The sequence below is a fragment of the Sulfuricurvum sp. genome (assembly GCF_028681615.1).
Taxonomy (GTDB): domain Bacteria; phylum Campylobacterota; class Campylobacteria; order Campylobacterales; family Sulfurimonadaceae; genus Sulfuricurvum.
This window is the reverse complement of the sequence record NZ_JAQUHV010000017.1, coordinates 32,011-44,506: the sequence shown is the minus strand read 5'-3', so window position 1 is coordinate 44,506 and position 12,496 is coordinate 32,011. Positions and strand designations below refer to the sequence as shown.

Sequence of the window (12,496 nt, the reverse complement as noted above, 5' to 3'; positions counted from 1 at the left end):
ATTGGGGTTATAATCACTTTTTATGGAATTCATCTAAGGAGAAGATATGGCGAGATTAGTTGTCCTCGGCGGCGGAGTCGCCGGACATACTGCAGCGACATTTGCGGCAGATTGGCTCGGAAAAGAACACGAAGTAGTAGTAGTTACCCCTAACTCAAAATGGAACTGGATCCCTTCCAATATTTGGGTCGGTGTCGGCGGAATGACAAAAGAGGACGTAACATTTGATCTTGCTCCTGTTTATGAAAAAGCAGGGATCACTTACAAGCAGGCAAAAGCAGTCAGTATCAATCCTGAAGGGAATGCTTCAACAGATAAATCTTTTGTAACGATTGAATATACAGGACAAGGCAAAGCGGGTCAAAGCGAAGAGGTAACATTTGATTATCTCATCAACGCTACCGGACCGAAACTTAACTTCGGTGCAACTCCGGGCTTGGGTGAAGGTTCAAACTTGGGTGAGTTCACTGTTTCAGTATGTACAGCGGATCACGCGGATCATGCAGCGCATGAGCTTAAAAAAGTTATGGATAAAATGCGCAAAGGCGAACGCCAAAAAATCCTAGTCGGTACAGGTCACGGTATGTGTACGTGTCAAGGTGCGGCATTCGAGTATATCTTCAACATCGAACATGAAATCCGTAAAGCGGGTCTTCGTGACATGGCTGATATCCAATGGATCTCTAACGAATCATTCATGGGTGATTTCGGTATGGGCGGACTCCACATGAAAGTAGGGGGATACGTCGTGAGTTCTCGTATCTTTACCGAGTCTTTGTTCGCTGAACGCGGTGTTAACTACATCACCGGTGCACATGTTAACAAAGTAGAAAAAGGGAAAGTTACGTATGAGCTTCTTGACGGGTCTACCGGCGAAGAAACGTTTGACTTCTCAATGCTGATTCCTCCGTTTGCGGGTGTAGGTCTTAAAGCATACAACAAAGCAGGTGAAGATATTACTGATACAGTATTCGCACCAAACGGCTTTATGAAAGTTGATGCAAACTATACGCCAAAACCGTACGAAGAATGGAAAGCATCAGACTGGCCACGTACCTATCAAAATCCGACCTATAAAAATCTATTCGCTGCAGGGATTGCATTCGCACCTCCGCACATCATCTCTAAACCGATGAAATCTCCTAACGGTACTGTGATCAACCCGACTCCTCCGCGTACGGGTATGCCAAGCGGTATCATGGGTAAAGCGGTAGCGCACAGTGTTTGCGATTTGATCAAACACGGCCCAAGTGCACATTTGCATGAAGCTTCTATGGCGGAAATGGGTGCGGCGTGTGTTGCATCGGCAGGTAAAGGATGGTTAGACGGTCAAGCAGCGGCTATGACGGTTTATCCGGTTGTTCCTGACTTCGATAAATATCCGGGAACAGGCCGTGACACCGATTATACGTTCGGTGAAATCGGTCTTGCAGGTCACTGGATCAAACACATCTTGCATTATTTGTTTATCTATAAAGCAAAACTCAAACCGTTCTGGAAAGTAATTCCGGAATAAGCATTAAGTCAAAACTGAAGAGAGATGACTCTCTTTGGACCTAAAATATCGCAATAGGAGAAAAAAATGGCAGTAAAAGAAGAAGAGTTTAACTTCGCTAAAAATGATAAATTCAATACCGCGATGATTCCTGGGAAATTTGCCCGTGCTATGCGTACATGCAAAATTTGGCAATTTATCCGTTTTGTCATCATCAATATTAAAATGATTATTGTAGTCGGCAAAAGCCACTAACTATTTCTAATTATTAGAACGCCAAAGGAATATATCCTTTGGCTACACTTGCCTCCTATGGGGCAGAATTTTTGAAAAGTTATCTTCTATGGTTCAACCACTTCTAAAGTATCCCGACCCGACTATCCGGCTTATTTCCGCTAATGTCCGTTTCTTTAATGACGAATTGTCTCAATGGATCACCGATATGATCGATACGATGAGAGAGAATGATCTCAGTGCACTCAGTGCCATAATGATCGGTATCCAATACAACGTAATCGTTATGAAAGAAGGGGATAGCTATATCCCATACATCAATGCCCGTTTGATTAAACATTCCGGGATGAGTACGCAAACCGAACGGAGCACGTATTATCCCGGAATCAGTGTGGATGTCGATCGATTTGAATATGTGACGGTGATCTACGAAGATGAAAATGGGAACCCTCACCATCGTGATTTAGATGCCGAAATGTCCCGAATATTTCAGCAGCAGCTCGATTATTGTTTTGGCAGCACGTTTGTTGACCGTGTTGATAAAGAGATGAAACAGCGGATTAATGATCATTTGGAACATGGCCTCGTCGAAGGGGGCGGTTCCTGTCCGATCGTTTTTTATCGGGACTATTTTAAGCGAGGGGCAAAATATTTGATTTCCTTTATAGCGCTCACGTTTGTCCTTCCGTTTTTTGTTTCGTCTGAAGTCCGAAGATGGGTTTATACGGTTGATACCTATGGTCTGATACTTATTCCGCTATTGCTGATTTCTTACTTTTTGTACGCGCAATACGAGGCCAAAATCTACAAACAGTGCACGAGCTGTCAAACCGGAAATATTATCGGTACGACGGCAATTTTGCTTTTTCAATACGCGATTATCAGTTTAGGCGTTTTTTTCTGGATCGCACCAAAATAATAAAAAATTATATTTTTACCCATTTTTCAGTATCATAACCAAAAAAATTGTTAGCAGTAAGGAATCCGTATGTCTCTACCGGATATGTCCCCTTTAGTCCGCTCTAAAGAGAAGCTCCTGTTGGAAAAGGATGCTATATTACACGAATGGGTCGAATCTGAACTGTGTATTTCGATTTTAGAGCGTCATGAGATTGAACCGGATTTTTTTCGTATCTATTATGCCGGCAGTGTTTATGATTATTTTATGGGGGTTGTCTCCGGAAATATGGCAATCGGTGAGTGCCCTGTAATCGCCGATTTAATCGATTACCTGAAAAACAAAGATCTCCGGGCGGACGAGCTGTTTGTTCTATGTACCCATTTTAAACGATCGGTTATTAATGCAACGTATCGTTTGGGAATCAATGAGCACGCGGTCTTCAATGGGATCAGTTTTTTATTCGACCAAAATTTTGCCAGTGTATTAAAACTCTATACGGATACGATTTATCAAAAAGAACAGGAAGCGCTCAACGCTTCCAAAGCAAAAGAATATTTTCTCTCCAATATGTCTCATGAAATACGAACACCGCTTAATGCGATTTTGGGATTCGTATCTCTTTTACGGGATGAAACAACAAACCCGCGATATCAACAGTATCTCGATATTATCAGCAACAGCGGTGAAAATCTTCTCCATATTATCAATGATATCCTCGATTTCTCAAAACTCCGCAGCGGGGAATTTACGGTTGATCCGCAACCATTTAATATCCATGACGAGATTTCCCATACCATGGAGCTTTTTGTCCCGAGTGCCAATTCTAAAAGCATTACGCTGACCAGTTTTATCGATCCTTCCATCCCGTATGAAATTATCGCGGACGCGCTTCGAATTAAACAGATCGTCGGGAATTTTTTGAGTAACGCCATTAAGTTCAGTCATCCGGGCGGAGCGATCCATGTGGAAGCACGATGCACGGAGGGGATACTGTCTCTATCCGTGAAAGATAACGGAATCGGTATTGCACCTGGGGATCAAGAACGCATTTTTGACGCCTTTTCCCAAGCACAAGAGGGGATGATGAAAATCAATGAGGGGACCGGTTTAGGGTTGTCCATTTGTAACCAGCTTGCAGAACATATGGGTGGAAGCATTGAACTGGAGACCCTCTTAGGCGAAGGGAGTCTGTTTACGCTAAAAATACCGGTCGTTGCCAATTATGAGTGTGAAATTCCTAAATTTGATGCTTCAATCTTTGACGGTATCCGATTCGGTCTGCTCGAGTATGATCCTTCCGAGAGTTATAAACTTGAGTCGCTCCAACGGTATTGGGAACATTTCGGGTTGGATATACAGTTGGTCACAACGGTTAAGGATGCGTGTGACCTTCTGATCTTTTTAGAGAGTTCTATGGACGATGATAAACGGGAAACCATTCTGCGTCATCATATCCCGTCTGTCGCTATTCTGGACTTTTTGGATGACCGTTATGATACGACCCCTACGATTGTACCGCTTACCTTTCCGATCTATTGTACCAAGCTCCAGAGTGCTTTAAGTGAGGTTTTGGGGATCACCCATTCCCGTCATCCGATTGAAATAGGAGAAAACGGAAGACTCGGGTTCATCGGCAAGGTGTTGGTTGCCGAAGACAATCTTGCCAATCAGGAACTTATTAAAATTATTTTAGAGCGCTACGGTTTGGAGTATGTCATTGCTTCGAACGGGCTTGAAGCAGTGAGGGAATACCGTTCGGATCGTTTTGATCTCATTTTTATGGACGAGCAGATGCCGGAAATGGACGGCAATGAAGCAACGGCGGCTATTTTGGCTTTTGAAAAAGAGACGGGGCATGAACATACCCCTATTGTCGCGTTAACCGCCAATGTCATCAAAGGAGCGCGAGAACGTTCTATTCAAAACGGATATGACGCGTTTTTAGGTAAACCGATCGTCTTGCGCGAGATAGAACAGATTTTTGAACGCTATTTGGAACCTACGGTTCTCCCTTTGCGCGAGAATGTAACGACGAAAGAGTCGGGCAGCAGAGCTATCGATATGGAACATCTCAAAAGCGCATTAATGCTCGAAGAAGATCAAATCGAACATTTGTTGAAAATCTATCATCATAAAATGGAACATTCTCTTCATGAACTTTTGAATGCGATAGAAAATAAATCGTATGAAGATATCGCTTTTATCGCCCATGCGATCAAAGGCTCAAGCGCTAATTTCCGTTTCGAGGAACTTTCCAGACTGGCATATGTCATTGAAGAATCGGCAGTGGGAGAAGATGAAGAGTTTGATTTTATCGAAGCCTACGATGTGCTTCGATCCGGATTTATCAAGAAGTTTATCTAGAAGCTATTCTTCCAAATAATAACCGACTCCCGAAGCGTTTTTAATGACGTCGGTCGGGAGTTTGCTCCGTAGTCTCCAAACAAGTGTTCGGACGCTGTTGTCGGTAGCCCCTTTGGTCTCCCAAACATAATTGATCGCCTGTTCGAAATCGACGACACTCCCGAGTTGTGCTACCAAGAGACGGATAAACGCGTTCTCTTTTTTAGTAAGCTTGATTTTTTGGTTTTGGTAATAGGTTTCGCCCAATCCTGTATCGTGGCGATACCCATCGCCAAATTCGACAATCGGTTTATCGGAAAGCTTTTTAGCGTAGACTAACTTTTCGAGCTCTTCGCGGTCGGATTTGAGTTCGTCGATATTGGAATTGCGTTTTCGCTCTTCTTTAAATCGGTAAAGAGCCATTTGAATCGTGGTATGCAGATTGATAGGATCGAACGGTTTGACAATGTATCCGTAGGGTTCGGTTTTTTTCGCTTTCGCAAGCATGTCGTTATCTGAATGGGCTGTCAGGTAGATGAATGGGAGCGGATGTTTATCACGGATAAATTGTGCGAGTTCGATTCCGTCCATCGTCTTTTGCAAACCGATGTCGATGAGGGCAATATCAGGATTATAAATTTTTATTTTATTACGTGCTGTCACGGCATTATCGGCAATCGATATAACATCGTACCCTTGTTTTTCAAGGGACATTTTCAAATTCATTGCCGTGACTTCATCGTCTTCAACGACTAGCACTTTGATTATACTCATGTATCCTCTTTTATTATAGTTTTATTAGTAATTATTTTATCACATTGTCGATGAAATTGCACGATAATGCGCGCAAATATTGTGATAAGCGGTCGCTATTGTAGAATAATATTTCTTTTTTATCCGTTATTCAACCCAAAAGGGGCATAATCGCGTCATTAACAGGGAACGATAGGATAACAATGCTTGACTTTGATAAATTTACCAAATATTCCAAACCGGGGCCTCGCTATACGAGTTACCCTACCGCATTAGAGTTTAGTGATACGTTTGATTACGACAGCTATCTCGAAAAACTCCATTCTCAAGATCCTTCGCGACCTCTATCGCTCTATTTTCATTTACCGTTTTGTAAGAATGCCTGCTATTTCTGCGGATGTAATGTTGTTTTTACCTCTAAAGAGGATAAAAAAGAGCGTTATATCGATTATCTGCTTCGCGAACTTCAAATTTTAAGTACCCATATTGATGTGAACCGTCCTGTCATTCAGCTCCACTTCGGCGGCGGGACGCCGACATTCTTCGATGCGGATCAGCTGAACCGAATCATCAGTGCGATCAAGAGCCATTTTAAAAACTTTACCGCTGATGCTGAGATTAGCTGTGAGATCGATCCTCGCCATATCAATGAAGAGCAGATGAAAGTGATGAGTGACGCCGGATTTAACCGCGTGAGTTTCGGGATTCAGGATTTTGATGAGAAGGTACAAGTCGCCGTTCACCGTGTTCAGCCGTATGACATCACCAAAGCTGCGATGGAGTTGGCGCGCAAATACAACATGGTGAGTGTCAATGTCGATTTGATCTACGGCTTGCCGTATCAGAGTTTGGAGACGTTTAAAAAGACTCTCGATTTAGCGATTTCGCTTGATCCGGACCGTTTTGCCGTCTTTAACTATGCGCATGTTCCGTGGCTCAAAAAAACGATGCGTAAAATTGATGAAACGACGTTGCCGCATCCGGCGGAGAAACTGGCCATCATGCGCTATACCATCGATCATATGTCCGAGCTCGGATATCGCATGATCGGAATGGACCATTTCGCAAAACCTGAAGATGAACTTTTCAAAGCGATTGAAAAAGGGGAACTGCACCGCAACTTCCAAGGTTACACGACGAAAGGGGGCGCCGATCTGATCGGGATCGGGCTCACATCGATCGGTGAAGGTTCCGATTATTATGCGCAAAACTTTAAAGAGATGGATGCGTATGAAGCGGCCATTGATGCGGGTAAATTGCCGTATGAGCGTGGTGTAGCCCTCAATGAAGATGATCGTATCCGTCAGTTCGTCATTATGGAATTGATGAGCAATTTCAAACTCGATATCGCCCGTTTCGAGCGGTTGTACGGAGTGAAGTTTGCAGAGTATTTTGCCGATGCTTTGGAAGCGCTTAAACCGTTTGAAGCGGATGGATTACTTACGATGAGTGACAGGGCGATAGAGTGTTCGGCTACCGGTACACTCCTGATCCGTAATATCGCAATGCCGTTTGATGCCTATATGAAACGTCATGCGGCTTCTGACAAAGCGTTTAGTAAAACGGTGTAACTGAATGGAACCTCGCGAACTTTTTAATTTTACCGAAACTTCGGATGCCTGTATCAAATGCGGGAAATGTATTCCGGTATGTACCATCCATAACGTCAATGCGGACGAAGTTACCTCTCCACGCGGATTTATCGACCTGCTCGGTGCGTATCAGCGCGGGCAGTTGGAATTGGACAAAAACGCCAAAGCGATTTTTGAGACCTGTTTCTTGTGTACCAATTGTACCGATGTGTGTCCGAAGGCGCTTCCGACCGATATGGTGATCGAACAGGTTCGTGCCGATCTTGCCGATAAATACGGGATCGCTTGGTTTAAACGGGCATTTTTCTTTCTTCTGCGTCATCGTACATTAATGGATATCCTCTTTAAATTCGGGTATGTCTTTCAAACCTGCGGGTTTAAAATCAAAGCGGAACTGAACTCGATGCAGCCGCGGTTTAATCTGCCGATCATCAAAAAAGAGCGTCTTTTGCCGTCGATGGGCAAGACGTCATTTTTGAACAGTTATCCTGAAAATATTCCCAACGGCGGGAAACGCCGTGTTGCCATTTTTATCGGGTGTCTGGCGAACTACAATTACACCGAGATCGGTAAAGGGTTACTGGAGATTTTGAACGTTTTGGAAGTGGATGCTTTTATCCCGAAAAAACAGCTTTGCTGCGGAGCGCCAGCTTATTTTACCGGGGACTTTGCGACCGTCGATCATAACGCCAAAAAGAACATTGAATATTTTGAGAGTTTCATCGATGAAGTCGAAGCGATTATTATCCCGGAAGCGACTTGCAGCGCGATGATCAAAATCGATTACGAACATTTCTTTCACGATCAGCCTGAATGGCTCGAGCGTGCCAAAAAACTCAAAAGCAAGATCTTTATGGCGACCGAGTGGCTGGAACAAAAAACCGATCTCAAGGCGATCCTGGCAAGCAAGGGGCATAGTGACGCGGTTGTGACCTATCACGATCCGTGTCATGCGCGTAAAATGCAGGGGGTGTATCAAGAGCCTCGCCGTTTGGTTTCCCAAAATTACACGATTACCGAGATGAGCGATCCGAATGCCTGCTGCGGATTCGGCGGTGTGACGATGCAGACGGAAAATTTCCATTTTGCCCAGGCTGTAGGGAGACCGAAAGCCGCCATGATCGCTAAAACGGGGGCACAGGTGGTTACGGCTGAGTGCAGTGCGTGCCGAATGCAGATCAACAACTCTATGAATGAGGCGAATGTCGATGTCGTCTTTAAAAATCCGATCGAATTGATCGCGGAAGCACTAAAGGCCGATAAATGACATCGATCGAAGTTGAATCGTTTTTAGAGACATTCCAAACACTGGTCATGGCTTCTCTTACTCCCGAGGGCGAAGCGCATGCGAGCACGGCTCCGTATATACGGATGGACAATAATTTCTATATCCTTATCAGTACGGTAGCTCAACACGGACGGAACCTTTTGGCGGCGAAAAAGGTCTCTTTGCTTTTTGCGGAAGACGAGTCTCAGTGTGTACAGCCTTTTGCCCGTAAACGGGTAACGATTGAAGCATCCGTAAGCGAATTGGACCGAGACGATGAGGCATATTCTCAGGTGATAGATCGCTTTTGCGCCCATTTCGATCCGGACTTGGTTGCATCCCTCTCGAATATGGGAGATTTTCATCTGTTTAAACTTTCTCCGCAGTGCGGCAGTGTCGTCATGGGATTCGGCAAAGCGTATCGTTTGAACGAGTGCATGGAAGTACAGACTCAAATCATGGGTCAGCATCAAAAAGGGCATGGGAATGGATAAACTCCTCATCGTATGGAGCAGCGGTGAGGTCGAAGTAGCCAAAAAACTTGTATTGCTTTATGGAAGTGTCGTCTTGCCGCGCGGATATTGGGATGAAGCACATCTTATGATTTGGGGACCTTCCGCAAAACTTTTGGCAGAAAATACTGAAGTTCAGGAAATGTTTACCAAGGTCGTAGATAGTGGCGTCACATCTTCCGTATGTGTTGTATGCAGCGACGATTACGGTGTGACCGAGCAGCTTCGCTCTTTGGGTGTGGAACCGATTCACACGGGAGAATTTTTGACTGAAGCTCTGAAAAATGACTGGAAAGTCGTGACGTTCTAAAGGAACATAATGGAATTTTGGAACCATATCTACGAGCATTTCAATCCGGTAGCCTTTAACATTTTTTCGATTCCCGTCCATTGGTACGGGTTGATGTATGTTCTGGCACTCATCTCGGCACTGATGATTGCCAAATGGATTGTGAAAAAAGATAACATCGCGATCACCAAAGAACAGCTGGACGATTATTTTATTTATGCCGAAATCGGTGTCATCCTCGGGGCCCGGTTGGGGTATATCCTTTTTTACGATATCCACACCTCGTATTATCTGAGTCATCCGTGGCAGATATTTAACCCGTTTGTCGACGGGCAGTTCGTCGGAATCCGCGGGATGAGTTTTCACGGGGCGATCCTCGGTTTTCTGATCGGATCGTATCTGTATCACCGCCGACACGGTATCCCTTTCGGGCGGCTGATGGATTTGGTTGCCGTATCGGTGCCGCTGGGATATGTTTTCGGACGGATCGGAAATTTTCTCAATCAAGAGCTTGTCGGACGCGTTACCGATGTACCGTGGGGGATTTACGTTTATGATACCCTCCGTCATCCGTCACAGCTTTATGAGGCATTCGTCGAAGGGATTGTCGTTTTCATTCTTATCTATGCCTACCGCAAGCGCAAAGCGTTTGAAGGTGAACTGATCCTGCTGTACGGATTTTTATACGGAATCGGTCGTGCTTTGGTGGAATTTTACCGTGCGCCGGATGCGCAGATCGGCTATATCGTAGGTCAGTGGATGACGCTCGGGATGGCACTGAGTTTAGGTATGGCCGCAGTATCGGCTATCATCTGGATCTGGATGAAAAGACGTATTATCAAAAGATAATACAAAATATATGGACACCCTCTTCATAGCGGTAGTTCAACGTAAAGTTGTGTAAATCTGCAACTGACTGGGCGATATAGAGTCCCAATCCTAATCCGCCTTCTCCACGCTCCGTTACAAACGCCTGCAACGCCTCTTCAACCGGACGTTTCAGCGGGTCACCGCTATTACGGATACAGATTTTTGTGCCGTCACATTCGATATCAATCGGGTAGGACGTAGCATGCCGTACGGCATTATCAATGAGATTTTGCAAGGCGCTGGTGAAGAGTGCAGGATCCACGGTAACAATGTGATCGCAGCCGTGTATCTGAATCATATCTTCTTCAATCATCAGATTGTCCATGGCGTTGTAAATCATGCTGTCCAGAGAAATAGGCGTTTTGACCAGAGCAAAGGCGTGCATTTTTTCGATATGGGCCATTTGTTGGATCAGATGTTCCAAGCGGCTGAAGAGCTTGCCGAGCAAGGTGCGATTTGGGCTGGGTTCTTCGAGCTCTACGATGAGCTTTCCTTTCATAATTGGAGTCTTGAGCTCGTGCATGATGTTGCGTAAAAAAAGTTCACGCGACTTTTTGAATTTGTTTTGTTTTTCCAGTGCACTGTGCAGGGCGTTGGAGATGAGGGCGATTTCATCTTTGCCGTTGCTCGGCGTATTGAGGATCTCTTCTCCTTCACCGTATCGCTGTATCTGCTCATACAAATGTTTGAGCGGTTTGAGATTTTTCCAAAGTACCAGATACATACTCACTAAACCGCCCATGAGGGCAAAAAACAAGAACCAGACGAAATAGTACGTTGCCCCCTCGGCCGTATCGCGGTAATACATCGTACAGTGTTCACGTGACAGTGCGTAAATTAATCCTTTGTTATCTTTGTAGATGGTGACGCTCACATTACGGGATCGTAGTTTGGCACGCATCGGCGGTGGAAGAGAAATCGCTTCACAATTCGGGGTTAACGCATCTATGATTTTAAATCCCGCTTCCTGTAGCTCTTCGCTTTGTTCCATGCAGGTTCGATCTTTGGTCTCATCAATGATACGGGAGAGCTCCATAGAGCGGTGGGCAAGGAGGTGAAATCTTTGTTGTTCCTGTTCACTCAGAGCTGAGATAAATAATAGCAGTAAAACGATCACTGCCAAAAAAAAGAAAAAATGGAGTTTGAAAAATACGGAGTGACGGCGTGAAATCATAGAGTAAACTGATAGCCCATTCCTCGAATGGAACGGATGAGGGTAGGATGTTTCGGATTGGCTTCGACTTTTTGGCGAATACGGCTGATGAGGACGTCGATACTCCGCTCTGAACTCTCCCATCCGATCGATTCGACGTTATTGGCGATAAAGTCGCGGGAAATGATCTGACGGCGGTGTTTTATCAGCAGTGCCAGAAGCTCAAATTCGGCACGTGTCAGCGGAAGGAGCTCACCGTCTTTATAGATGCCGTTTTCATCTACGCGGAACGTATCACTGCTCACCTGAATCGTTTTTCCGTTGATGCGGCGAAGGAGACTTTGGATACGGGCGACAAGTTCGCGCGGCTCATAGGGCTTGGGGAGATAATCGTCGGCACCGAGTTCCAGTGCGATGACTTTGTCTCCCAAATCACTCCGGGCCGAGGAGATAATGATGGGAATATCGCTCCGTTCACGGAGCATTTTGCAGACATCCAGCCCGTCGATATCGGGGAGGGTAAGATCGAGCAGTACGAGATCGTACGATTCGATTCCCAGCGATGCGAGAGCACTTTTGGGATGGGCATAACTGATCACCTCCATCTGATAACGGCTCAGATATTGTGTGAGCAAATCCGATATTTCAAGATCGTCTTCAATCAGGAGGATTTTTACCATGGGAATCGACTATTTGTTATCGCAAGCTTTACAGCCCATTGGCCCTTGAGGCATTTTCATCGGCATCTGTTTCGGGCACATTTTAGGCATATTGGCTTCAAATGTTTTACGTTGTTCCGGAGTAAGTACCGCCATCATTTTTTCGTGTTGTTGGTTATGGAACTCTTTGGCTTCTTCACGAAGTTTTTGGATTTGGGCTTTTTGATCATCGCTAAGACCCAATTTTTCAAACGGTCTAGGAAGTTTTGAGGTATTGCAATCACATCTTTGCATCATCCCCTGACCATTCATCATACCGCCGTTTTTCATCGGGCAGGCCATGAGTGCGGTTGCTCCGAGAATGAGCGCTATACTTAGAACTTTTTTCATTTTTTTCTCCGTCGGTTGGTATTTGACTGTAACATCAT

13 protein-coding genes are annotated in these 12,496 nt (G+C 44.9%); 9 read left to right on the top strand and 4 right to left on the bottom strand.

Annotated features, from left to right (window positions below):
- Positions 1-46 precede the first annotated feature (46 nt).
- The 4 genes from PHE37_RS12170 to PHE37_RS12155 all read left to right on the top strand — a co-directional run bounded on the left by PHE37_RS12170 (position 47) and on the right by PHE37_RS12155 (position 4,994).
- Positions 47-1,516, top strand: a complete 1,470-nt coding sequence (locus PHE37_RS12170) for an FAD-dependent oxidoreductase (RefSeq protein WP_299997730.1) — start codon at positions 47-49, stop codon at positions 1,514-1,516.
- 66 nt (positions 1,517-1,582) lie between these two features.
- The gene (locus PHE37_RS12165; RefSeq protein WP_299923673.1) at positions 1,583-1,750 is read left to right on the top strand and encodes a hypothetical protein; all 168 of its coding nucleotides are present in this window, start codon (positions 1,583-1,585) and stop codon (positions 1,748-1,750) included.
- A gap of 88 nt (positions 1,751-1,838) precedes the next feature.
- Complete coding sequence (locus tag PHE37_RS12160; RefSeq protein ID WP_299997727.1) at positions 1,839-2,648, top strand: peptide deformylase; 810 nt, start codon at positions 1,839-1,841, stop codon at positions 2,646-2,648.
- 69 nt (positions 2,649-2,717) lie between these two features.
- The gene (locus PHE37_RS12155; RefSeq protein WP_300008674.1) at positions 2,718-4,994 is read left to right on the top strand and encodes a hybrid sensor histidine kinase/response regulator; all 2,277 of its coding nucleotides are present in this window, start codon (positions 2,718-2,720) and stop codon (positions 4,992-4,994) included.
- Positions 4,995-4,997: 3 nt separating this feature from the next.
- On the opposite strand, the gene PHE37_RS12150 is transcribed toward PHE37_RS12155, so the two are convergent.
- Entirely contained in the window at positions 4,998-5,747 is a 750-nt protein-coding gene (locus PHE37_RS12150; protein WP_299994842.1) for a response regulator, read from the bottom strand.
- A gap of 182 nt (positions 5,748-5,929) precedes the next feature.
- Here PHE37_RS12150 and hemN point away from each other — a divergent pair, with 182 nt between their 5' ends.
- The 5 genes from hemN to lgt are packed head-to-tail and all read left to right on the top strand — an operon-like array spanning position 5,930 to position 10,235.
- On the top strand, positions 5,930-7,297 hold the full coding sequence (hemN, locus tag PHE37_RS12145; RefSeq protein WP_299994840.1) for an oxygen-independent coproporphyrinogen III oxidase: 1,368 nt from the start codon (positions 5,930-5,932) through the stop codon (positions 7,295-7,297).
- A 4-nt stretch (positions 7,298-7,301) separates the two neighbouring features.
- Positions 7,302-8,585 carry a (Fe-S)-binding protein gene (locus PHE37_RS12140; protein WP_299994838.1) on the top strand — a complete coding sequence of 428 codons (1,284 nt, stop codon included), beginning with the start codon at positions 7,302-7,304 and terminating at the stop codon, positions 8,583-8,585.
- On the top strand, positions 8,582-9,079 hold the full coding sequence (locus tag PHE37_RS12135) for a pyridoxamine 5'-phosphate oxidase family protein (RefSeq protein WP_299994836.1): 498 nt from the start codon (positions 8,582-8,584) through the stop codon (positions 9,077-9,079). The genes PHE37_RS12140 and PHE37_RS12135 overlap by 4 nt, the downstream gene beginning before the upstream one ends.
- Complete coding sequence (locus tag PHE37_RS12130; RefSeq protein WP_299994834.1) at positions 9,072-9,407, top strand: DsrE family protein; 336 nt, start codon at positions 9,072-9,074, stop codon at positions 9,405-9,407. The genes PHE37_RS12135 and PHE37_RS12130 overlap by 8 nt, the downstream gene beginning before the upstream one ends.
- Before the next feature lie 9 nt (positions 9,408-9,416).
- On the top strand, positions 9,417-10,235 hold the full coding sequence (gene lgt, locus PHE37_RS12125) for a prolipoprotein diacylglyceryl transferase (protein ID WP_299994833.1): 819 nt from the start codon (positions 9,417-9,419) through the stop codon (positions 10,233-10,235).
- Here the strand turns inward: lgt and PHE37_RS12120 are convergent.
- The 3 genes from PHE37_RS12120 to PHE37_RS12110 are packed head-to-tail and all read right to left on the bottom strand — an operon-like array spanning position 10,225 to position 12,458.
- Positions 10,225-11,430 carry an ArsS family sensor histidine kinase gene (locus PHE37_RS12120; RefSeq protein WP_299994830.1) on the bottom strand — a complete coding sequence of 402 codons (1,206 nt, stop codon included), beginning with the start codon at positions 11,428-11,430 and terminating at the stop codon, positions 10,225-10,227. The genes lgt and PHE37_RS12120 overlap by 11 nt on opposite strands.
- A complete protein-coding gene (locus tag PHE37_RS12115) occupies positions 11,427-12,089 on the bottom strand; it encodes a response regulator transcription factor (RefSeq protein ID WP_299994827.1) in 663 nt (220 codons plus the stop codon). Before PHE37_RS12115 ends, PHE37_RS12120 begins: the two co-directional genes overlap by 4 nt.
- 9 nt (positions 12,090-12,098) lie before the next feature.
- On the bottom strand, positions 12,099-12,458 hold the full coding sequence (locus PHE37_RS12110) for a hypothetical protein (RefSeq protein ID WP_299994825.1): 360 nt from the start codon (positions 12,456-12,458) through the stop codon (positions 12,099-12,101).
- Between the last annotated feature and the right edge of the window lie 38 nt (positions 12,459-12,496).